General features: G+C 42.3%; 21 protein-coding genes. 14 read left to right on the top strand and 7 right to left on the bottom strand.

Annotation, left to right across the window (positions count from 1 at the left end; translation table 11 throughout):
- Window positions 1-91 precede the first annotated feature (91 nt).
- From NWE91_05310 to NWE91_05295, 4 genes are all read left to right on the top strand, one after another.
- The gene (locus tag NWE91_05310; protein ID MCW3985810.1) at window positions 92-1,285 is read left to right on the top strand and encodes a winged helix DNA-binding domain-containing protein; all 1,194 of its coding nucleotides are present in this window, start codon (window positions 92-94) and stop codon (window positions 1,283-1,285) included.
- Window positions 1,286-1,373: 88 nt separating this feature from the next.
- Entirely contained in the window at window positions 1,374-1,763 is a 390-nt protein-coding gene (locus NWE91_05305) for a tyrosine-type recombinase/integrase (GenBank protein ID MCW3985809.1), read from the top strand.
- Between the two features lie 81 nt (window positions 1,764-1,844).
- Window positions 1,845-2,285: a 30S ribosomal protein S12 gene (locus NWE91_05300; GenBank protein ID MCW3985808.1), complete on the top strand. Its 441-nt coding sequence runs from the start codon at window positions 1,845-1,847 to the stop codon at window positions 2,283-2,285.
- A gap of 16 nt (window positions 2,286-2,301) precedes the next feature.
- Window positions 2,302-2,880 (top strand): 30S ribosomal protein S7, encoded by a 579-nt coding sequence (locus NWE91_05295; GenBank protein ID MCW3985807.1) that lies wholly within the window; start codon window positions 2,302-2,304, stop codon window positions 2,878-2,880.
- Window position 2,881: 1 nt separating this feature from the next.
- Here NWE91_05295 and NWE91_05290 read toward each other — a convergent pair whose 3' ends face one another.
- On the bottom strand, window positions 2,882-4,057 hold the full coding sequence (locus NWE91_05290) for a 50S ribosome-binding GTPase (GenBank protein MCW3985806.1): 1,176 nt from the start codon (window positions 4,055-4,057) through the stop codon (window positions 2,882-2,884).
- A 220-nt stretch (window positions 4,058-4,277) separates the two neighbouring features.
- Here NWE91_05290 and tuf point away from each other — a divergent pair, with 220 nt between their 5' ends.
- The 7 genes from tuf (at window position 4,278) to infB (ending at window position 10,110) form a co-directional block, all read left to right on the top strand.
- Complete coding sequence (tuf, locus tag NWE91_05285; GenBank protein MCW3985805.1) at window positions 4,278-5,582, top strand: translation elongation factor EF-1 subunit alpha; 1,305 nt, start codon at window positions 4,278-4,280, stop codon at window positions 5,580-5,582.
- A gap of 116 nt (window positions 5,583-5,698) precedes the next feature.
- Entirely contained in the window at window positions 5,699-6,403 is a 705-nt protein-coding gene (locus NWE91_05280) for a hypothetical protein (protein MCW3985804.1), read from the top strand.
- A gap of 9 nt (window positions 6,404-6,412) precedes the next feature.
- Window positions 6,413-6,775 (top strand): hypothetical protein, encoded by a 363-nt coding sequence (locus tag NWE91_05275; protein ID MCW3985803.1) that lies wholly within the window; start codon window positions 6,413-6,415, stop codon window positions 6,773-6,775.
- Between the two features lie 107 nt (window positions 6,776-6,882).
- Window positions 6,883-7,263 (top strand): 50S ribosomal protein L7Ae, encoded by a 381-nt coding sequence (rpl7ae, locus tag NWE91_05270; GenBank protein MCW3985802.1) that lies wholly within the window; start codon window positions 6,883-6,885, stop codon window positions 7,261-7,263.
- 1 nt (window position 7,264) lies between these two features.
- Window positions 7,265-7,498, top strand: coding sequence for a 30S ribosomal protein S28e (locus NWE91_05265; protein ID MCW3985801.1), 234 nt, complete (start codon window positions 7,265-7,267; stop codon window positions 7,496-7,498).
- A gap of 25 nt (window positions 7,499-7,523) precedes the next feature.
- The gene (locus tag NWE91_05260; GenBank protein MCW3985800.1) at window positions 7,524-7,721 is read left to right on the top strand and encodes a 50S ribosomal protein L24e; all 198 of its coding nucleotides are present in this window, start codon (window positions 7,524-7,526) and stop codon (window positions 7,719-7,721) included.
- A 607-nt stretch (window positions 7,722-8,328) separates the two neighbouring features.
- On the top strand, window positions 8,329-10,110 hold the full coding sequence (gene infB, locus NWE91_05255; protein MCW3985799.1) for a translation initiation factor IF-2: 1,782 nt from the start codon (window positions 8,329-8,331) through the stop codon (window positions 10,108-10,110).
- Window positions 10,111-10,182: 72 nt separating this feature from the next.
- On the opposite strand, the gene NWE91_05250 is transcribed toward infB, so the two are convergent.
- The 3 genes from NWE91_05250 to NWE91_05240 are packed head-to-tail and all read right to left on the bottom strand — an operon-like array spanning window position 10,183 to window position 11,398.
- Complete coding sequence (locus NWE91_05250) at window positions 10,183-11,034, bottom strand: class I SAM-dependent methyltransferase family protein (GenBank protein ID MCW3985798.1); 852 nt, start codon at window positions 11,032-11,034, stop codon at window positions 10,183-10,185.
- 24 nt (window positions 11,035-11,058) lie between these two features.
- Window positions 11,059-11,244 (bottom strand): hypothetical protein, encoded by a 186-nt coding sequence (locus NWE91_05245; GenBank protein ID MCW3985797.1) that lies wholly within the window; start codon window positions 11,242-11,244, stop codon window positions 11,059-11,061.
- The gene (locus tag NWE91_05240; GenBank protein ID MCW3985796.1) at window positions 11,228-11,398 is read right to left on the bottom strand and encodes a DNA mismatch repair protein MutT; all 171 of its coding nucleotides are present in this window, start codon (window positions 11,396-11,398) and stop codon (window positions 11,228-11,230) included. The genes NWE91_05245 and NWE91_05240 overlap by 17 nt, the downstream gene beginning before the upstream one ends.
- Window positions 11,399-11,684: 286 nt before the next feature.
- Between NWE91_05240 and NWE91_05235 the strand changes: the two genes are divergently transcribed.
- Complete coding sequence (locus NWE91_05235; protein ID MCW3985795.1) at window positions 11,685-11,855, top strand: DNA-directed RNA polymerase subunit P; 171 nt, start codon at window positions 11,685-11,687, stop codon at window positions 11,853-11,855.
- Here NWE91_05235 and cofD read toward each other — a convergent pair.
- From cofD to NWE91_05220, 3 genes are all read right to left on the bottom strand, one after another.
- Window positions 11,852-12,796, bottom strand: a complete 945-nt coding sequence (gene cofD, locus NWE91_05230; protein MCW3985794.1) for a 2-phospho-L-lactate transferase — start codon at window positions 12,794-12,796, stop codon at window positions 11,852-11,854. The genes NWE91_05235 and cofD overlap by 4 nt on opposite strands.
- A 74-nt stretch (window positions 12,797-12,870) precedes the next feature.
- Window positions 12,871-13,161, bottom strand: a complete 291-nt coding sequence (locus NWE91_05225) for a hypothetical protein (GenBank protein MCW3985793.1) — start codon at window positions 13,159-13,161, stop codon at window positions 12,871-12,873.
- Window positions 13,162-13,265: 104 nt separating this feature from the next.
- Window positions 13,266-15,404, bottom strand: a complete 2,139-nt coding sequence (locus NWE91_05220; GenBank protein MCW3985792.1) for a hypothetical protein — start codon at window positions 15,402-15,404, stop codon at window positions 13,266-13,268.
- Between the two features lie 409 nt (window positions 15,405-15,813).
- Here NWE91_05220 and NWE91_05215 point away from each other — a divergent pair, with 409 nt between their 5' ends.
- Together NWE91_05215 and twy1 are read left to right on the top strand one after the other, a co-directional pair.
- The gene (locus NWE91_05215; GenBank protein ID MCW3985791.1) at window positions 15,814-16,803 is read left to right on the top strand and encodes a serine hydroxymethyltransferase; all 990 of its coding nucleotides are present in this window, start codon (window positions 15,814-15,816) and stop codon (window positions 16,801-16,803) included.
- 420 nt (window positions 16,804-17,223) lie between these two features.
- Window positions 17,224-18,180, top strand: coding sequence for a 4-demethylwyosine synthase TYW1 (gene twy1 / locus NWE91_05210; protein MCW3985790.1), 957 nt, complete (start codon window positions 17,224-17,226; stop codon window positions 18,178-18,180).
- The last annotated feature ends 54 nt before the right edge of the window (window positions 18,181-18,234 follow it).

Genomic DNA, 18,234 nt, shown 5'->3' with positions numbered 1-18,234 from the left:
ACATTTTTATTCGTATGTGTATAATATTGGCATGACAACGAGTTCAACTCCGAAGAGTTAACAAAGACAGAAAGGGAACAAGATGAAGCTGATGACGGTTTCAAAGGAGACTGCGAGAAGATTTCTCATCACTAGGCAGAGATTTCAGCACGGTGAAGGAAAAAATGGAACGTTGGAGGCAATCAGGCGGCTGGAATGTGTCCAAATTGATCCCGTCCGTGTTGTCCACCGCAACCATCACCTAGTTCTCTATAACAGAGTAAGCGACTATAAGCTCTCATATTTAGACACGTTACTCTACAAAGACAAAGCTGTGTTCGAATATTGGTGCAACGAGAAATCAATCATTCCCATGGAGGAGTTCCGATATTTTGACTATCGAATGCGAAATTATATGGAGTTTCACTCGCCGTTCTATGAACGTTTGAAAGCTAGGCGAGAAGAACTTAAAGATGTAGTTCGTCATGTATTATCAACTATCGAAGCTAATGGCCCATTGTGTGCAAAGGATTTTGAAAAAGTGGGGCGCAAAGCTGCAAAACGTGTTTTGAACTTGCTTTGGGATTGTGGAGAGGTAATGATTCATCACGTGGATGGGAATCGTCGATACTACGATTTGATGGAGCACATCCTACCTAAGAACTTGAACGTTGAGATACCTACCAGAGAGGAATATGACCGATTCATGATTGAGAAATACATGAGGGCTTACGGTTTCGTTGATACACGTGACTGGAGATTTGGCTGGCATACATTAAAATCTCCACAACGCAAGGCAACAATAGAAGAAATGGTCAAGGATAGAAAGATCTGTCCAGTAAAAGTAGAAGGTGTCAAGCATGTCTACTACGTTCTAGAAAGATATTTAGGCACACTCGAGGTCGCAGAAGATTCTTCCATTGAAGAAAAAATTCATTTCATTTCCCCCCTTGATAACCTCATCTGGAACCGGAGAATGATCTCCGAAATTTTCGGTTTCACTTACGCGTGGGAAATCTATAAGATTCCGGAGAAGAGGCAATATGGTTACTACGTCTTGCCTATCCTTTGTGGTTCGAAATTTGTTGGAAGAATTGATCCGAAATTGGACAGGGTGAACAAAACGATGATCGTTAATTCTTTGGTATTAGAGGAAGGACGCTTTGAAGAAGACTTTGTTGTTGAATTAGTATCTACACTGAGGAAATTTCTCAGTTTTCATGAAGCCCTACATGTCAATATAGTGAAGACTAAGCCGAAGAAGCTGAAAAGTGCGCTGTTAGCTGAATTAAGCAGATCTGCTTAGGGATTTTAGCAACAAACAAGTAAGCGTTTTAGTGTGAAGACAGCTCCACATGCACTTTTTTTATCGACAATACTCGTCTTGAAGGCAATTGCGGACTCTTGTTCGCAACTGGATCTTCAGCGCAGAGAAAAAAGGGGCTCTGCTGGATAGTATGCGGCGAAACATAAATGCACAGCGTAAGAGAATTGCATTTAAACTGAAAAACCCAAGAATCATACAGATCCATCTTCACACGTTTCGTCATTGGAAAGCGACTAGGGAATACCACAAAACGAAGGACATCCTTCACGTAATGAAGCTACTGGGGCACAAGAACATCAACAACACTATACTTTACACGCAGCTTGTGAGCTTTGAAACCGACGACTACACGACACGTGTTTCAACTGGAGTGAAGGAAGACAGGGAACTGATTGAGGCTGGATTCGAGTATGTCACAGAAAGAGACGGCGTTAAAATCTACAGGAAACCAAAGTAGACTTCCTATATTAGCGAAATTCTTCCATATGACAGTTTAAATATTAGAAATGTGGTTTATCGTAGCGAGATGATCTGAAGCATGGGTTCAAAGTCGCCAACAGGTGAATTCGCCGCAAGACAGCTAGTTAAGAAAAGGAAGAAGTTCCGTTGGAGCGACCGCTACTACAAACGGCGAATGCTTAGACTAGATGTCAAAGCCGACCCTCTACAAGGTGCACCTATGGCACGGGGAATTGTGCTAGAGAAAGTTGGGATTGAAAGCAAACAACCCAACAGCGCCATCAGGAAATGCGTAAGAACACAACTTATCAAGAACGGCAGATCCATAACAGCCTTTCTACCAGGCGACGGAGCCCTAAACGTAGTAGACGAACATGACGAAGTGATAGTTGAAGGCATCGGAGGCTCCCGAGGAGGAAGCATGGGCGACATCCCAGGTGTAAGATGGAAAGTCATCATGGTCAACGGTGTGTCTCTAAACGAACTTGTATACGGTAGAAAAGAGAAACCAATGCGCTGAAAGAAAGTGGCAAAAAATGAGCAAACAAGCACAGGAAATAAAGCTTTTCGGAAAATGGAGCTTTCAAGAAATTCAGCTACAAGATCCTAGTCTAAAAAAATACGTCTCTATTACACCAGTCTTTGTCCCCCACAGCATGGGGAGACATGAGCATCACAGGTTTCACAAGGCAGCAGTGAACATTGTTGAAAGATTCATAAATAACTTAATGAGACCAGGAAAACACGCGGGTAAGAAAGTAAGAGCAATAAACACGTTGAAAAACGCGTTTGAAATTATCCACCTGCAAACGGGAAGAAACCCAGTTGAAGTCCTCGTAAAAGCCATTGAGAATTCTGCTCCCTGCGAAGACACAACCAGAATCAGGTACGGCGGTACAGCTTACCACATGGCTGTTGACGTCGCACCGCAAAGAAGAGTAGACATTGCTCTTCGTTTATTGTCTGAAGGCGCTCGAAAATCAACCTTTGGTAATCCTCGCACACTAGAAGAATGCATAGCGGAAGAACTTATTCTGGCAGCAAATAATGATATAAAAAGCTACGCAGTATCTAAACATAACGAAATGGAAAGAATCGCCATGGCTTCAAGATAAACTATCGCACATGCATTTCTACAATATCCTTATCATCTAAAACAAAAGACAAACCAACCTTCTGAGGGCTAAATGGAAGTCGTTTCGACCACACTTTTGCAAAAGAAAAGCGACTATAAAAGTCGCTATGAATCTGCTTCGCCAATTCCGCAACTGTAGAATTTTTCTTCAAAATAAATGGTGCCGGAGAGGGCTTCTTGCTGTTTGGCTCTTTAGTATAAACACGGATTATTTCAAGCGAATTAAACAGTTCTACACCAAGCCTTTTCAATCCGAACCCCGTTTTGCAGGATACTGGAATTACATTAAGGCGACCGCCAACAAACTTTTTCAATCTGCTCAAACTTTCTACGGCTCCTTCAACATCGAACTTATTTGCTACTATGATTGCTGGACGAAACACAACGCTCTCAAAAATCGAGTCTTCAACATCGTCAAGCGTGGCATTGCCATATATTTTTACAATGGCATTGGAAATTCTATAACTCTTCAGCAACGTCTCAACATCTTTGAGAGTGCAATCGACAAGTTTGCCGATTACGAAAATTCTTAGGCCAACCCCCATATGTCTCCGTTCTACTTCTACCCTGGCACTAGGTCTTTTAACAAGAATACGTACGTTGTCAAGTTCATTCAAGATAAAAGAAAACTGCCCACAAGGATCTTTGACTAAGTCAACCATCAAAATTAAACCATCAGCATTCCGCGCTAACGCCAATGTTTTTTGTCCCCACGCTTTTCCCTCTGCAGCACCTCTAATCATTGCTGGGGCCTCAACAATTTGAATTTGAAGGTCTTCAAAAGGAAGCATACCAGGAACCGGTTCCTGTGTCGTGAAAAAATAATCAGAGACTTCAACCTTCGCGTTTGTAACAGAAGCTAGAAGACTACTTCGCCCTACTTTCGTTTGCCCTAAAACAACAATCTGAGCAGCTCCTTCTTTCTCAATAAAAAACTTCGGTCCTCGCACACCGACTTTTCTGTGTTTTGCCTCTTCTACTTCTCTCCGCAACGTAGCCATTTTCGTTTTAATTTGCGCACGAAGTCTTCCAGTACCCTTGTGTTTAGGAACCAAGCTCAGAAACTCTTGCAGGAGTTGAAGCTTCTCTCCAGGGTTTCTGACCATCGAAGCCTCGTCCCATTTCTTTTTCGCTTCCGGAGGCAAATTTGTGGGCATTACACCTTTACTCCTTCACATAGAAAGGCAAAGCAATATCTATGTATTTAAAAGAAGTGGGTTTCTAACGTTTGTGTTGTTCGGCATCCCCCAACTCGCAAATATTATTGGAGTTGCTGGTTGTGAGAAAGTAAACTTAATATTGCCGAAAGAACAGTGGTGTAAATCGAATTTCACCAATAAATTAGAGGAAGTAAAAACAATATATGGAGGAGAAAAAATGAGCAAATCAGAGAAACCACACCTAAACCTAATCATTATCGGTCACGTTGACCATGGAAAATCCACAACCACTGGACACCTGCTCTATAAAGCCGGAGCCATCGACGATAGGGTAATGAAATCTTACGAAGAAGAAGCAAGAAAATTGGGCAAAGAAACTTTCAAGTTTGCATGGGTCCTCGACAACCTTAAAGAAGAACGAGAGAGAGGCTTAACTATCGACCTCAGATTCCTCAAATTTGAAACCAAGAAATACTTCTTCACAGTCATTGACGCTCCAGGTCACAGAGACTTCGTCAAAAACATGGTCACAGGTGCAAGTCAATCTGACGCTGCAATACTGTTTGTTTCGGCGAAGAGGGGGGAATTCGAAGCGGGCATCGGTCCAGGCGGACAGACACGAGAACACGGCTTCCTAGCCTTCACACTAGGTTGTCATCAGCTGATAGTAGCAGTTAACAAAATGGATGATCAAACAGTTAACTGGAGCCAAGAGCGCTACGAAGAAATCAAAAGTGAGATCGGTCGCATGCTTAAAATGGTTGGCTTCAAAGTTGAGAAAGTCCCATTTGTACCAACATCTGGCTGGACAGGGGACAACTTAGTCGAGAAAAGCGACAAAATGCCTTGGTACAAAGGACCAACACTCTTTGAGGCTTTAGACGGTTTCGACGTTCCACCAAAACCACTTGATAAACCCTTACGTTTACCAGTGCAAGATATTTACACGATTACAGGTGTAGGCACAGTACCAGTAGGACGCGTTGAGACAGGAGTCATAAAAGAAGGTGACGCCGTTATCTTTATGCCATCGAACGTTAAGGCAGAAGTTAAATCTATGGAAACGCATCACACAAGGGTCCCTAAAGCTGAGCCAGGAGATAACATAGGCTTTAACGTGAGGGGCATATCAAGAAATGACGTGCACCGAGGAGACGTATGCGGGCATCCAGACAGTCCACCAAGCGTCGCCAAAGAGTTCATTGGACAAATTATAGTAATCTACCATCCCACCGCAGTTGCAGCTGGCTACACACCTGTCCTTCACTACCACACAGGACAAGTCGCATGTCGATTCACCGAGCTCATCAAAAAAATTGACCCTCGAACCGGTCAGACAGTTGAAGAAAAACCAGCATTCCTAAAGACAGGAGACGGCGCCATTGTCCGTATGGAACCTCTACATCCAATCGCTGTAGAGACTTACAACGACTTTCCAGAGTTGGGACGATTTGCGGTGCGAGACATGGGCACTACAGTCGCTGCGGGTGTAATCAAGGAAATCACAAAGAAAGGCCCTTAAAACTGTAAACTCCTCTTTTTTTTCTTTTTTCACAGAAAGCACAACACTAATTCTTCTCAACATTTTATTAGTCAGTGAACACACTTTTGATTATTATTTACAATTGAGTTGAGAGAATGTCTGGAACCGAAACACTAGTGCCGTATATTAGAGAGCCGAAAAAAGAACCGCAACCTATGATAATAGTTGACAGCCGCGAAGCAAGTAGCGCTTCAAAAATCGTCAAAGGATTGGTAGAACGGGGAGCCAAAGTTCAAAGCCTTCCGCTGCCAAAAGGCGATTATATTCTCTCAGACCGTTGCGCTGTCGAGCGAAAAACAGTCCATGACTTCGTGTATACTCTAACACGCCGCTACTTATTTGACCAGCTTTTTGGGTTAAAAGAACTGTATCCAACCGCCATTGTTCTGCTTGAGGGATATCTGCCGATAATTTACAAGTTCACCCGCATCAACCCGTCAGCAGTTTGGGGCGCCATGTTTGCTTTGGCAAAACAGGGAATTGCGTTGGTTCATACTTCAAACTATAAGGAAACAGTTGACTTTCTGTACACTGCTGCTAAACAAGAACAAATAATTGAAAAGCGGATTCCCGTGGTACATGCTGCAAAGAAAATCGCAACGTTGGCTGATGCACAGCTTTACCTCATTGCAAGTCTTCCAAATATCGGTCGCGAAAAAGCGTTAGCTATTCTTAAATCTTACCAAACTCCCATAAACGCTCTAATTAATGTGGATGGTTGGGCAAAAGACGTGCATGGTCTCGGACCTATAATCAGCAAAAAGGTAAAGAAAGTTCTAAACACACCATTTAAGGAGTAGAAAAGCATTTTGACGGTAAAAATCGCACCTACAAAGAAAGTTGTTGTATTGGGACTTGACAAACGCCCATTAGACGATCTTATCTGGTGTGCATCAACCTATAGCATAAATCGTTTGTTTTGGATAGACGGACATCTTATATGCGCTGAAGTTTACGAAAAAGCTTTCGAACACGAAATAGCCAAGCGTGAGTTCCCAATCAGCCAAGTCTGTTATACGGAATTTCCGAAATACAAAAAATTTTACGAAGTTGAAAAAGGGGTAAATCTTCCAATAGTTAACGTTACAGGAGTAAAGCTTTTCACAAATCTGCTGAAAGCAATTCTCAAACTCGATAAGAAACACAACACACCGCCAAAACACCCCATTTAGTCCAAAACTTATATGCTTTAAGCCGCACTACCATACGCACAAAATAACTAAACCTTATAAATGGGAGATGCTGAATAAGCTCTGCAACATGAAAAGGGTGAAGGCTAATGTCCAAACCATTCTATGTAAAATTTGAAACCCCAACAGAAGTCTCAGATGCGGCCTATGAAGCCCTGCAAATCGCAACTCAAACAGGCCAAGTCAGAAAAGGAACAAACGAAACAACAAAAGCTATTGAACGCGGCATTGCAAAACTAGTAGTCATCGCGGAAGATGTTGAACCCCCAGAAGTCGTTGCCCATCTTCCCATCCTTTGCGAAGAAAGAAAAATTCCATTCATATTCGTTCCGACAAAAAAGAAAATAGGCGCAGCTGTAGGCATCGACGTCCCATCTGCATCTGTATGTATTCTTAAAGAAGGAGACGCTGCAAATCTCGTCAAGGAAATAGTCAGCAGAATCGAGGGACTTCAACGAGGCAAACGGTAAAATGAGCAGAAGAGAAGAGAAGAAAACAGAAGGGTTAGAACACATTCCTGCCGAAGTCATCCAAGTCATAGGTCGCACAAGCTCAACCGGTGAAATAACACAAGTACGAGTGCGCATACTCGAAGGCAAAGACAAAGGGCGCATAATTACTCGAAATGTCAAAGGCCCCATTCGAGTTGAAGATGTATTGATGCTGAGAGAAACGGAACGCGAAGCAAGAAAAATGCGGCGTTGAAAAGAGAAAACTGGAGACATTACAAATGCCGAAATCAAGGCCATGCTCCTTCTGTGGACATGAATTTCAGCAAGGCGTTGGTCAAATGTATGTTAAAAATGACGGCACTATTCTATGGTTCTGTTCAAGCAAATGCCGCAAAAACAGCTTGAAACTGGGTAGAGATTCAAGAAAACTGAGATGGACAAAATATTTCGGCAAAGAGGAAAAAGGTAAAGCTTAGAGCTAAGACGTTATCGGTGTAACTAAGAGAGCACTGACAATTCTTTCCCAAGTTTCTTTAGTATCAATACAAGTAATGTCTGGACCGTCAAGGTCGCCGTTGAAATAGCTATAGGAACGAGCGCGGCAACCCCCGCAAATGTGCTTATCTTTGCAGATTCCACATCCAACTAACGTTCTTCCACTTCAGATGATTCAAAATTTTCTCTTGTTCTAAGCTTCCAAAACATTTCGTCGTCGTTCCAAATATCCTCCAAATTGCCTTTCATGATATTTCCTCGAACAGCATCTGTGCCAATGGGGAAGAAAACACATGATTTGATGCCATCATTTGGTTCTAGAACATATAGAACTTTCCGGCGTCGCATCTGCTTAGAAAGCTAGGCACATTTTCCACACCTTTCTTAGCTGCATAGTGAGCAGAAACAGCGAAATCTTGTCTTTTTTCTCAACCCACAAAAAGTATCATCACGATTTTCGTTTAGAGAACAGTTGCATTAAAAAGTGGCTGTAGAAACATCGTTAAGCAAAATAGTTTATATCAAAGAGACATCATTTTTATGAGGCTTTCAGAGTGAGCCTGAAAAAAATCAATATTGGGAAACACTATGCCAACAAGACAACCTATAGTTTGCGTGCTAGGACACGTTGACACTGGAAAGACTCTTTTGCTAGACAATATTAGAAAAAGCAGTGTCCAAGCACGCGAAGCAGGCGGCATAACCCAACACATTGGCGCAAGTTTCTTCCCTCTAGACACACTTATGGAGATATGTGGTTCATTACTAGATCGATTGAAGGGAAAAATTCAGATTCCCGGTCTTCTGGTAATTGACACTCCTGGACATGAGGCTTTTGCTAACCTTAGAAAGCGAGGCGGAGGCGCCGCCGATATCGCCATTCTAGTAATTGACGTATTAAAGGGCTTTGAAACCCAAACCTACGAGTCTCTGGACATTTTAAAGGCTAGAAAGACGCCATTTCTGGTTGCTGTAAATAAAATTGACCGCATACCAGGATGGATTTCTCATCATAAAAAACTCTTTTTGAAATCCTATCAGTCCCAAGACCGCTATGTACGCGAAGACCTTGACAATCGTCTTTATACAATTATGCGCACTTTCTCCACGTTAGACTTTCAGTCTGAACGTTTCGATAGAATAAAAGATTTCACGCGAACAATTGCCCTTGTGCCCGTTAGCGCAAAAACAGGGGAAGGAATTCCGGAACTTCTTTCGGTTCTTGTGGGGTTAACGCAACAGTATCTTAAGACACAACTGCAGGTAACGGAAGGCCCTGGGAAAGGAACGATCTTGGAAGTAATGGAAGAAGCGGGGCTTGGAATGACTGTTAATGCTGTTGTTTATGATGGGATTCTTCGGAAAGGAGATACAATTGTGATTGGAGGCAAGGGGAAGCCGATTGTGACGAAAGTTCGTGCGGTTCTCTTGCCTAAGTCTTTGGATGAAATAATGGATCCTCGCGACAAGTTTTCTTCGGTGGATTCTGTTTCTGCTGCATCGGGGATAAAGATAGCTGCCCCAGATTTAGATACGGCCTTGGCTGGAGCTCCGTTGTATGTTATACCTTCGGAAGAACGGATTGAAGAGTTTGTCAGGATGGTCTCTGAGGAAGTTGAGAAGGTAAAGATTGCAACAGACGTTGAAGGTATTGTGTTGAAGACTGATGCATTGGGTTCTTTGGAAGCTATCGCAGAGAGTTTGAAACGGGAAAATATTCCTATACGACTAGCAGATGTCGGCGATGTGTCGAAACGTGATGTTGTAGAAGCCAACGTTGTAAAAGAGCACGAGCCGCTTTTTGGAACTATTTTAGCGTTTAATGTAAAAGTATTGCCTGATGCTGAAGAAGAAGCTAAAGATCGGAGAGTCAAAATCTTTCAACACAACGTAATCTACCATCTAATAGACGAGTTTGTGGAGTGGCTACAGAATGAACGCGACAAACTATCTCTTGAAGAGTTTGACAGCCTCGCTAAGCCAGGCAAAATCCGAATATTGCTAGGATACATTTTCAGAAAAGCGAAACCTGCCATTGTAGGAGTGGAAGTTCTAGCGGGCCGAATAGAACCAAGGGTTGTCCTTGTTAAAGAAGATGGGGAGGATGTGGGAGAGATCATACAGATTCAAGATCGGGGAAAGGCGGTTTCTGAGGCTGTAGTTGGTATGCAAGTGGCTGTTTCTCTGGATAAACCTGTTGTTGGACGCCATATTAACGAAAAAGATGTTCTTTATGTTCGGGTTCCAGAAAATCACGCCAGAGCTCTGCTGACAAAGTTTCAAGACCGCTTGACAGCTGAGGAGCTTGAAGTTCTGAAAGGGTATGTTGAATTAATGAGAAAGAAGACAACCCCCTTTTGGGCTGCATAAACATCATAAACAGACGTCTATCTGGCCCCAAAAGGCTTTGACGTCTTCTGATCCAACAGCTATAATTGCACATTACTTTTTAACTTGAATATCGATGGCTATTTGATACCAGTTGGGCCCCGTTAGTCGCACTATACGACCGAAGGGTAATTCGAAGTTGACGTTTTGTTGCTTTAGCTTTTCTCTAACTTGTGTTTTTGCTTTCTCAATAGGATTTTCTTCTTTTTTCGCATGTTCAAAACTGTAGTAATGAATCCAGCCGCCTTGGAGCTTAACCGCTAAGAATGCGGAGTCGATGTATTTGTACGCCTTTTCAGGTAGCGGCATTAGAATTCTATCAGCTGTATTTTTTAGCATCTCCTCAATTGTTGTTCTTGCGTCTCCTTCTATAGGAATTACCGTGTTAACCATTTTATTCAGCAGAACGTTTTCCCGCATATATTTTACTGCAACGGGATTTATGTCAATTGAATAGATCTTTGCAGCTTTCGAGTGCTTAGCAATTATTACCGAGTAGCAACCTACGCCGGCAAACATGTTCACAACAACTTCATTATCCCTAACTAAGTTGGCAATCCGCATTCTTTCAAAACCAAGTCGAGGAGAAAAATAACATTTTCCTACATCAACTTTTAACAGGCACCCATGCTCTTTGTAAACAGTCTCGGTCTTCTTCTTCCCCGCAATCCATTCAAGCTTCCGCAATCTAAAATCCCCGAAAACGGGGCTTGACTGTCGCCAAACAGCTTTAACATGTTTGTGTTGTCTCATCAAAGCCTCAGCAATCGTTTCGTTGAGCGGCAGCAGTTTATCTGGAACACGTATAACAGCAATGTCTCCAATGATATCATAAGATTTGTAAACTAAAGCAAGCTCCTCAGGCGAAAGCTTTCCTCTGAGAATAGCCTTCAAATTGCCCTTCATAACCTACACCTTTGTACGCGTATTTTAGTTCTCTTCCATTTTTGTGAAACGTCCTCTCTGTTTCGAATTTAGTAACGCTTCAAGATACTTCTTTCCCTGAATCATGTTTATTGCGTAATCCATCTCCCTTTCTTGAATCTCTAAAACTATGGGGACATCAAATCGGCATTTGAGAATAACTTCAATTGATTTTCTATTGCGCGTGCGCATCTTCTAATTCTCTCTTCAAAGCTGTTTCTGCGAATTCTCCGAATTCAACATACCCTCTTGGAAGAAACGCGTGTTTTTCTCCTTCTGTAAAGGCTGTGGGAATTTCATTATTCTTGAACATAAGGGCTCTCGTTATTATTTCTATAATCGACATCCCAAGTCACTTTCTTTAGACGTTTTAACTTGTCCTATCCTTACTCTATAAGAATACACCTTTTAATTTCTTGTCTGGATTTTTCGCTTGCGAAACACATCTTTGCACGAGATCAACAAAAATATCAACATACAAAGCTATGAAAAATAATGTATTTCGTTCTTAAATGAGGCCATAATCACTGAGAGAAGTCCGATCTGTATTTGCACAGAAAAATGGATTTCAGGAAGAGTCAATAGATTTAAATTGCACATTAGCTACCCATCGTTAAAGAGAGCGAAACACGATGTCTGAAAAAACAGGTGACGGACTTGTTTACGAGTGCGTAAGATGCGGGGCAAAAGTGCCCACTGAAGAGTTGGAGCTACGCGGTGGAGGAGTCAAATGCACTTTCTGCGGATACCGCATTTTGAAGAAAATTAGGCCACCTGTTATAAAGCGGGTTTCCACAGATTAGTATGCGGTGGGATCAATGGCGTCCAAAGCTAGTCTCGCCAATTCGACCTTGTCTTCTAACGAGCGCATGATCGTATTAGCTGCGATAGCCTTCATCCCAAGCCTTTCAATATTTTCTTTCTCTACCTCGTCAACTTCGTCCAATATGAACACATTAAGAAAGTCGCGGTATAGGAAAGCAACAGAGTAAGCTGAAGCCTTTAGCCCTAGCCCCCGCATCAATTTGTCTGCAGGTCCATTTATCGTGCCACCTCCAACAATTGGGCTTATAGCGACCACTTTCGCTGTGGTTTCCTTCAAAGCCTCTCTGATTTTCTTGACTGCTAGAATTGGACCTATGCTTACTATCGGGTTGCTTGGACATACTATGATGCCACTGGCATCTTGTATAGACTCAATAACTCCTGGAGTTGGATGTGCCGACTCGACGCCTTCGAAAATCACATCTAGAACCTTATCTTTTGCCCCTCTTCGCACAAGGTATTCTTCAAAATGCATTTTACCCACATTTGTAAGTATTTGTGGGGCAATTTTTCCGTTGGTCATAGGTAGAATATTCACTTTGAGTCCAAGAGATTTGCAGAGTTTCTGTGTAACTTCGCCTAGGGAGAAGCCGTTTTTCAGAAGTTGTGTCCTGTAAATGTGTGTAGCAAGGTCTTTGTCGCCAAGCTTGAACCATGTTTCCAACCCATATTTTTGAAACATGTTAAGGCAGTTGAACGTGTCGCTTTGTATTCCCCATCCCTTCTCTTCATTCACAATGCCTGCTAGAGTGTACATTATGATGTCGGGGTCTGGGGAAATGTGTAAACCGTGAAGTTCTATGTCATCACCGGTGTTGACAATTATCGTTATGTTTTCTTGTGGTAATATTCTAACGAGACCTTGAAGAAATTTGGCGGCGCCGATTCCTCCTGCAAGACAAGTTACTCGCTTGATCAAAGAGACTACCCTAGCCATATGTTGCGGTTGGTTAAGGTTTAATGTTAACTGTTTATGTCTCAGTAGAGGGGGTTTTAGAAAATTTCTTTCTCGCCCACCTTTCTTAGAGTTTTTCCGCGAAGCTTTACAGGGGGTCCAACAACTTCTTCCATCCGTTTTTCGGTTGTTTTCCGTTTTATGGTTTCTCCACATATACCGCTCGGCAGTAGTCTTCGTTTAATGCACGTTGCGTAGTTGCAATTTGCAACGTTGCATTTTTCATCGGTCCACCTACACCAGACATCATTGCCTTTATAGATTACAGCGTTTTTTCCGCATTTGAACAAATTACATCGGGGGGAACAATATTTTACTTCACCCAACATAGACACTACCTTAATGTGGTTTCATACAAAATTCAATTTTGGACGTTTTCACGTTTCAACGAAAATGGCTTAGGCATTTGAGTATTATAAACTTTTCCAATTCGCTACTCCTTTTTGGGAGTTGATTTGACTCTACGATAAATGAAGGCAAGCAGAAAAATAGCGACCAGCAATAACATGAAGACTGCAGTAATGAAAAGACTTGTTTCTGTTATGAAACCGCCGATTGACACGATTCCTCCTATTTTTAATGTAATCGTTCTCGACTCTTGAAGATAAAGTGTAGTGATTTCATATGTCTTTTCGCCTATGTAAACAAAGATTCTGTAGTTGCCACCGACGAGGTTTGTAAATTGTGCGCCTCCTCCTGCTCCAGTATTTAAGGATAAAAGAACGGTTCCTTCACGTTCTATTGTAACGTTTGCGTTTGGTGTCCCTTGTCCAAAAAAGTCCAGTACATTAATGCCAAGTGTTAGATTGTAGAGCTTGCAATAAACTGCAAGAGTAGTTGGCTGGTTTATAAGGAGTATTGTTGTCTGGTTTAAGAGTATTTCGTCCTTGTACACATTCACTGTGTACTTTCCAAAAGTAGAATTGAAAGTAACTTCTCCATTCGCCCCCGTGTTTTCTATTCCCACCAAGCCGCTTAGCCCAATGCTCCATTCATAAACCTTCACTTGTGCATCCTGCAACGCCGAGCCGTTTCTGTCATAAACGCTTATAATGAGCTCGTATGCTGGGCAGGTTATGTTGAGCCAGCTCGTGGATGTAAGGTTTATTGTGGCTGTGTCGAATATGTAGCTATAACGATTTGCTTGTATAGTGTAGCTAACGTTTGTGAACATGTTTTGAAATATGCTTATACCTGTTATGTCAGTTTCAGAGAAGAGTGGAGTGGGGGTTATGGGAATATCTGCTAATCTCGAGACATAGGTGAAGTTTACGCGTATACCGACAAAGGGAAGTACCATTCCTTCTACATCTTTGACTGCTACTTTGATGTGAGCAACGGAACACGTAATGTTCACAGCTGAGCCTCCAGTAAGGTTTCCAGCTAAACTTATCCATGATGTTTCACCTACTTCTGCCTTAGGTCCATCCGAGGCATTCCAAAACGCCTTGAAAGTATAATTCGCGGCTTCCAAAAGGAAAACTGTAACTCCTTCTTCGTTTGTAGTTTCATTTCTCACGATTGGAGGGCTAGTAACGTTCCACGCCTCAACCAGAACGCCCTCCACAGGCTCTTTGTCTAAATTAAACGTTTTAACCTCGCAAGCAAAGGACTTCGAAACAACTGTGAAATTTTGGCTGTCCACCACTGGTTTTTCAGTCCCAAGCGGTTTTGTATCTTTTACATCAACTCTGTAAAGCCCTATGCTAGCGTTTGCGGGAATTGTCCAGTTTGCGGTGATTATCCCAATAGGTCCTGACGCGTTACTTGGCGTAAGTTCAACTGTTCCGTTAGGGTGAGTTATCTTAATCGTTAAGAACTCGGTCGAAGTGTAATTTGCGGCTTGAATATAGACTGTTTGAAACCTGTGATACTCCACGGCATCTGTCAATCCTATGGTGAAGTTTCCTGATGCAAGAGTTGCATTAAGCGTATCAACTAGTGACATGTTGTAGACACCGACGAAGAAAGTATGGGCATCCGCTCCAAAGTCTACGGGGTATATTTTGCTAATGTTGACATAACCATGTTGATCCGGTCGCATGAGAAATTCGAGTGATGAATAAGTCATATTGTCTGGGTCCTGCACAGTTATGTTCGCACGTGTAGTTTTGCCTGCGTCTCCTCCCGTGATCTCAGCTAAAAGAGTCATGTTTGTACCTTCCTGCAACTGCTTTGGCGCTTGCGGTGTTATTGCCCTGACAACGTATTTTGTATTGACGGTGAAGTTCAGAGGGGGGGTGCTTTCTGTGGTATTAAGAACGTCTCGCAATTGTACCTGATGGACGCCAAATGTGCTGTTTGGAACTATAAATACGTCCTCTACGGTTCTTAATGTTGCATTTCCGCTTTTGACTGTTGTTCCATCGAACAGAATTTCGTAGGTGCCATTTATTGTATTAATTTGCCCAGTTAAATTGAGAAGGTCCCCGACAAACCCTTCGTATTTAGAAAGTTCACTTATTGAGACTTCAGCATAAACTTTCGGTGTAGGCAAGGCTGCGAAAAAAGCTGAAACGAGTAGAATTATTAAGAAAGTTGGAGCTCTTTTTAAGTGAAATTTTCTGTGCATGTTGTTCCCTCATGTTATGGCTATACGAAGGTTTGACACTTCTTAGTAAAGAGGATGTTTTAAACTTTTATCTGTTCTCACTCTCCGAGCATATTATCATTTCCTTTTTCGCTAAACTCAGACATCTTAGAACTAAGTAGAAGGCTAAATCTCCTTGACATTTCCACAAGCGGTAAATATCTGAACGACAAACCCTTGAATTTGTGGTCAGGTCGAATGATTGCGGATATTCTAGACCTAGTGCAAAAACATGAACAGTGGCGTGAGAAACAATGCATCAACCTTATCCCTTCAGAAAACATCATGAGCCCTCAAGTTCGTTCCTTACTTTCCTCCGAACTAGCCCATAGATATACTGCACGAAATCATTTCTACATGGGCACCCACTTCGTTGATGAAATAGAAAAAAATGGAGAAGAAATCGCAAAAAAAACTTTTCAAAGCAGAGACCGCTGACTTGCGCCCTCTTTCAGGACACGTAGCAGACTGGATTTTTTTAGCCAATTTCACAAAACAAGGTGACATTTTAATGTGTGTCTCCGCAAAAGATGGCGGGTATCCGGGAATTTGGCAAAAAGGGTTACCCAAAGTCCTTGGAATAGAAGTTAAAGCCTTTCCTTTCTCCAAAGAAAAAATGAACATAAAGACTGAAAAAACTGTGGAGACCATAATCAAAGTCAAACCCGACGTGGTGATTTTTGGAGCTAGCCTCTTTCTCTTCCCCCATCCAGTTCTTGAAGTAGCTAAAGCAGCGCAGGCAGTTGGTTCACACGTGGCGTTCGATGGCTCACATGTCATGGGGTTAATAGCTGGCGGGAAATTCCAAAGCCCACTTCAAGAGGGCGCTTCAGCGCTTTTCGGTTCAACCCATAAAACCTTCTTTGGACCGCAAGGAGGCATAATACTCGCAGATAAAGAATATGGAGAAACCATGAAAGAGAAGATTTTTCCAGCTTTTGTGGACAACGCTCATTGGAATCGAATAGCCGCTCTAACTCTAGCATTGGCAGAAATGAAAAAGTTTGGAAGCACCTACGCTGAACAAGTCATTAGCAATGCACAAGCCCTTGCAAAAGCACTAGATGACTTTGGGTTTCCAGTTATTGCCTCAAGTCTTGGTTACACTAAGTCACATCAACTTCTATTAGATTATGGAGGTTATAAGCAGGGACAGGAAGTGGCTGAGCGGCTTGAGAAGGCAAACATAATTGCAGACTGTGGAGTAAGGCTTGGCACTTGCGAAGTAACGAGGCGGGGGATGAAGGCAGCTGAGATGGAGAAAATAGCAGAATTCATAAAATCTGCAATCATCGACAAAGAAGACCCAAAAAAAGTTAAACAGGATGTAGAAAAGTTCTCAAAAGAGTTCCAAAACATAGAATACTGTTTTCTGGAATAAAAATGCAGGCTGCAAGTTAACTGTACTCTTATTTGTGATCCAATATTTTTAATTGCTCAGATCCTTCAGAAAATGCTGCATAGCAACCTTCAATTCCACGAGCACTCTTTCAACTACTTAAAATTCGAAAACTTAACCTGTCAGACAACTGCCGCACGCATCACTTTAGCAACGAAGGTTTTGCATTTCCACCGCCAGATTGCACTGGTGGCTCAGAAGAAGTGAAATATCCGCGGCCATTCTATCGGTCATATCAATAACAATAGCGTACCACAGACGCATCAAAAAACTAAAAGGAAAAACACCATAGCTCTCTCTATATCAAGACGTCGTACGTAGAAATCTGCACATCAACAATAAGACACATTTTTATTAACGCAAAACGGATTGATTCTCCTAGAAAATTTGAGGACCCTATCAATGCAATCTCAGATTCCAAAAGAACTCCTTCAACTGATGAAAACCCAAAAATATCATATGATAGGCCAGCACTCAGCTGTCAAGCGTTGCCGATGGCTCTACAACACATTAATCCACAACCAACCTTGTTACAAACAAAAATTCTACGGAATAAAGACCCACCAATGCATACAGATGACGCCAACAGTCTTTAACTGTACAATGCGATGTCTGTTTTGTTGGAGGGCTCAAAGCGGAGACAAAGGATTAAAGTGGGAAGAGACAGTGTTGCCAACCTGTGATGAGCCTGAAGACATTGTAGAGGGCTGTATAAGAGCACAAATGAGACTTTTGAGCGGCTACAAAGCAAACCCCAAAGCCAACAAGGAGAAGTATAGAGAAGCGTTGACGCCGAGACACGCTGCCATAAGCCTAGCTGGAGAACCAACACTCTATCCACGGCTTGGAGACTTGATTAAATCCTTCCACAAAAAAGGCTTCACAACATTCCTCGTGTCAAACGGGACAATACCTGAAGCGTTGTCTAAATTAAGCGAAGAACCCACACAACTTTACATTTCAACATGTGCCCCAGACAAAAAAACTTACTACGAAACTTGCCGACCTCAAATCCCCAATGCTTGGGAGAAGTTAAACGAAACTCTTGCTTTGCTGCCAAGCTTCAAATGTCCCACCGTTATGCGCATAACTCTAGTCCGCCATCTCAACCTTAAACACCCGGAATTCTATGGCAAACTAGTGGAAAAAGCCCGTCCCACTTACGTGGAGCCAAAAGCTTATATGCATGTTGGATTTTCACGGCTGAGACTAACATATGCAAACACGCCGCTACATGAGGAAATCCAAGACTTTGCTGCTTCATTGGCTGAGGAAACCAGTTACAAGGTGCTTGACGAATCAAGAAATAGCCGAGTGGTTTTATTAAGTAGACTGGAGAAACCCATCAAGCTGGGATAGCATCAAAAAGGCTATAAAGACACCTTTACGAATCACTCTGCAAAGCAATTTTGG

The organism is Candidatus Bathyarchaeota archaeon (assembly GCA_026014805.1).
In the GTDB taxonomy this organism is placed as follows: Archaea; Thermoproteota; Bathyarchaeia; order Bathyarchaeales; family SOJC01; genus JAGLZW01.
The sequence above is the reverse complement of the archived record's forward strand: the minus strand, read 5'-3'. Positions and strand labels throughout refer to the sequence as shown.

Coding starts and splice junctions, on each gene's coding strand:
- NWE91_05280 (MCW3985804.1), top strand. CDS start 5,699: ATGTCTGGAACCGAAACACTAGTGCCGTATATTAGAGAGCCGAAAAAA.
- twy1 (MCW3985790.1), top strand. CDS start 17,224: ATGCAATCTCAGATTCCAAAAGAACTCCTTCAACTGATGAAAACCCAA.
- NWE91_05245 (MCW3985797.1), bottom strand. CDS start 11,244: ATGCGCACGCGCAATAGAAAATCAATTGAAGTTATTCTCAAATGCCGA.
- NWE91_05215 (MCW3985791.1), top strand. CDS start 15,814: ATGGAGAAGAAATCGCAAAAAAAACTTTTCAAAGCAGAGACCGCTGAC.
- NWE91_05310 (MCW3985810.1), top strand. CDS start 92: ATGACGGTTTCAAAGGAGACTGCGAGAAGATTTCTCATCACTAGGCAG.
- NWE91_05290 (MCW3985806.1), bottom strand. CDS start 4,057: ATGCCCACAAATTTGCCTCCGGAAGCGAAAAAGAAATGGGACGAGGCT.
- NWE91_05235 (MCW3985795.1), top strand. CDS start 11,685: ATGTCTGAAAAAACAGGTGACGGACTTGTTTACGAGTGCGTAAGATGC.
- NWE91_05250 (MCW3985798.1), bottom strand. CDS start 11,034: ATGAAGGGCAATTTGAAGGCTATTCTCAGAGGAAAGCTTTCGCCTGAG.
- NWE91_05220 (MCW3985792.1), bottom strand. CDS start 15,404: ATGCACAGAAAATTTCACTTAAAAAGAGCTCCAACTTTCTTAATAATT.
- NWE91_05295 (MCW3985807.1), top strand. CDS start 2,302: ATGAGCAAACAAGCACAGGAAATAAAGCTTTTCGGAAAATGGAGCTTT.
- tuf (MCW3985805.1), top strand. CDS start 4,278: ATGAGCAAATCAGAGAAACCACACCTAAACCTAATCATTATCGGTCAC.
- infB (MCW3985799.1), top strand. CDS start 8,329: ATGCCAACAAGACAACCTATAGTTTGCGTGCTAGGACACGTTGACACT.
- NWE91_05225 (MCW3985793.1), bottom strand. CDS start 13,161: ATGTTGGGTGAAGTAAAATATTGTTCCCCCCGATGTAATTTGTTCAAA.
- NWE91_05300 (MCW3985808.1), top strand. CDS start 1,845: ATGGGTTCAAAGTCGCCAACAGGTGAATTCGCCGCAAGACAGCTAGTT.
- NWE91_05260 (MCW3985800.1), top strand. CDS start 7,524: ATGCCGAAATCAAGGCCATGCTCCTTCTGTGGACATGAATTTCAGCAA.
- rpl7ae (MCW3985802.1), top strand. CDS start 6,883: ATGTCCAAACCATTCTATGTAAAATTTGAAACCCCAACAGAAGTCTCA.
- NWE91_05240 (MCW3985796.1), bottom strand. CDS start 11,398: ATGTCGATTATAGAAATAATAACGAGAGCCCTTATGTTCAAGAATAAT.
- NWE91_05265 (MCW3985801.1), top strand. CDS start 7,265: ATGAGCAGAAGAGAAGAGAAGAAAACAGAAGGGTTAGAACACATTCCT.